At 40.9% G+C, this 2,223-nt stretch carries 1 protein-coding gene; it reads left to right on the forward strand.

The features are described from left to right. Positions 1-362: 362 nt before the first annotated feature. The gene (locus H5202_RS20940; protein ID WP_182773760.1) at positions 363-2,159 is read left to right on the forward strand and encodes an acyl-CoA dehydrogenase C-terminal domain-containing protein; all 1,797 of its coding nucleotides are present in this window, start codon (positions 363-365) and stop codon (positions 2,157-2,159) included. Positions 2,160-2,223 lie beyond the last annotated feature (64 nt).

Here is a 2,223-nt window from a genome sequence, read left to right on the forward strand (position 1 = left end):
GAACAATTAACCGCCGAATCATGCTAGGGGGTGTTTTGATATTAAACAAATCAATTATTTTAATGAACTACTATTCATTTAACGAATAATGCACTGATGAATTTCTCAGTCGAAGTGTTTTTATTATGCATAGGATGAATAATTGTAAATAGCAGAGTCTATCCTGACACTGGGGGGAGTTGCTATATGTTGAACAATCTCAACCAACTATAATTCAAACGAATGTATACATATAATTATTATGCATTTGGATAATACTTGTAGTTAACTTAGCATCAGTAGTAACAAATATTATTTGCATGGAAATTTCATCCAAATAATCACTAACTATATATCGATTGATAAAGCCATGGAGAGTAACAATGCCTGAATATAAAGCCCCCATTCGTGACGTAAAATTTGTTATGCAAGAGCTGCTAGATTGTGAAGGGCACTATCAGCGTTTGGGTTACCAAGATGCCAGTATCGATATGGTTGATGCCATTATTGCTGAAGCGGCAAAATTAACTGAACAGGTTGTAGCACCATTAAACCAAATAGGCGATCAACAGGGTTGTACATGGAAAGACGGTGTGGTTACGACACCAGATGGTTTTAAAGAGGCGTACGCTCAATATGTCGAAGGTGGTTGGCCAACGTTATCTCAGTCTGAAGAATTTGGTGGCCAAGGATTACCTCATTCATTAAATATCAGTATTGCTGAAATGTTCTCCAGTGCTAACCATAGTTTTGCCATGTATCCAGGCTTAAGTCATGGCGCATTAGCCACAATTGAAGCCCACGGTACAGATGCACAAAAACAACAATTCATGCCAAAGCTTGTTGAAGGCAATTGGACTGGCACAATGTGCTTAACAGAACCTCATTGTGGTACCGATTTAGGCATGTTGCGCACCAAGGCTGAATTACAAGCAGATGGCAGCTATTCATTAAGTGGCACAAAAATATTTATTTCTGCCGGTGAGCACGACCTGTCAGATAACATTATTCATATCGTTATTGCCCGTATTCCTGGCGCACCAGAAGGCAATAAAGGCATATCATTATTTATTGTGCCTAAATTCAACGTTAATGAAGACGGCACTATTTCAGATAGAAACGGTGTAAGTTGTGGTTCGATTGAACACAAAATGGGCATTAATGGTAACGCGACTTGTGTGATTAATTTCGATGGTGCAACAGGACATTTGATTGGAGAGCCAAATCGAGGTCTTAAATGCATGTTTACCTTTATGAATGCAGCGCGAATTGGCGTGGCAAGTGAAGGGGTTGCAGCAGCAGAAGCATCATTCCAAGGTGCATTAGCGTATGCAAAAGATCGTCTGCAAATGCGTTCAATCAGTGGTGTGAAAAACCCTAACGGCCCAGCAGACCCAATCATTGTTCATCCAGATGTTCGCAGAATGCTACTCACTCAAAAGTCTATTGCTGAAGGCGGCCGCGCGCTAATCTCTTATCTAGCCCAGTTAGTTGATATTGGTCATGCAGAAAAAGATGAAGCCATTAAAGCTGATGCTGAAACTAAGTTAGCATTATTAACCCCGATAGCTAAAGCATTCCTTTCAGAGCTTGGCTTTGAATGTACTAGTCACGGAGTGCAGATTTTTGGTGGGCATGGCTTTATCAAAGAGTGGGGCATGGAACAGTTAATGCGTGATACCAAAATTAGCTGTTTATATGAAGGCACAACCGGTATTCAAGCCCTCGATTTATTGGCTAGAAAAATCATCGGTACTAACGGTGAAGTATTAAAGCCTTTCTCTAAAGACGTTACGGTATTCTGCCAGCAAAACATGGATAACCCAGCCATGGCTGAGTTTATTAAACCGATTATGGCTTATGCAAAAGAATGGCATGAATTGACCGTGCTAGTTGGCGGCAAGGCTATGAAGAACCCGGATGAAATTGGCGGTGCATCCGTTGATTACTTGATGTATGCCGGTTATGTGACACTTGCTTTTTTCTGGGCAAAAATGGCAAAAGTGGCGCAAGATAAATTGGCAGCCGGCACCACTGAGCCAGCGTTCTATGAAGCTAAAATCAAAACAGCTCAGTTCTATATGCAGCGTATGCTGCCAAGGGCTAAAGGCCATGCAGCGTGTATTGCCAATGGTGTCGATTCTATGATGGCACTTGATAGCGAAGACTTTGCTTTTTAAGCTAGCCAATCACTTAATTAACTAAAATCGATTGAGATTATCAATAGAAAAAACCGTAGTGACT

This window comes from Shewanella sp. SG41-4, from assembly GCF_014164505.1.
In the GTDB taxonomy this organism is placed as follows: Bacteria; Pseudomonadota; Gammaproteobacteria; order Enterobacterales; family Shewanellaceae; genus Shewanella.

Excerpts from the sequence above, each read along its gene's own strand:
- H5202_RS20940 (WP_182773760.1), top strand. The coding sequence starts at position 363 with ATGCCTGAATATAAAGCCCCCATTCGTGACGTAAAATTTGTTATGCAA.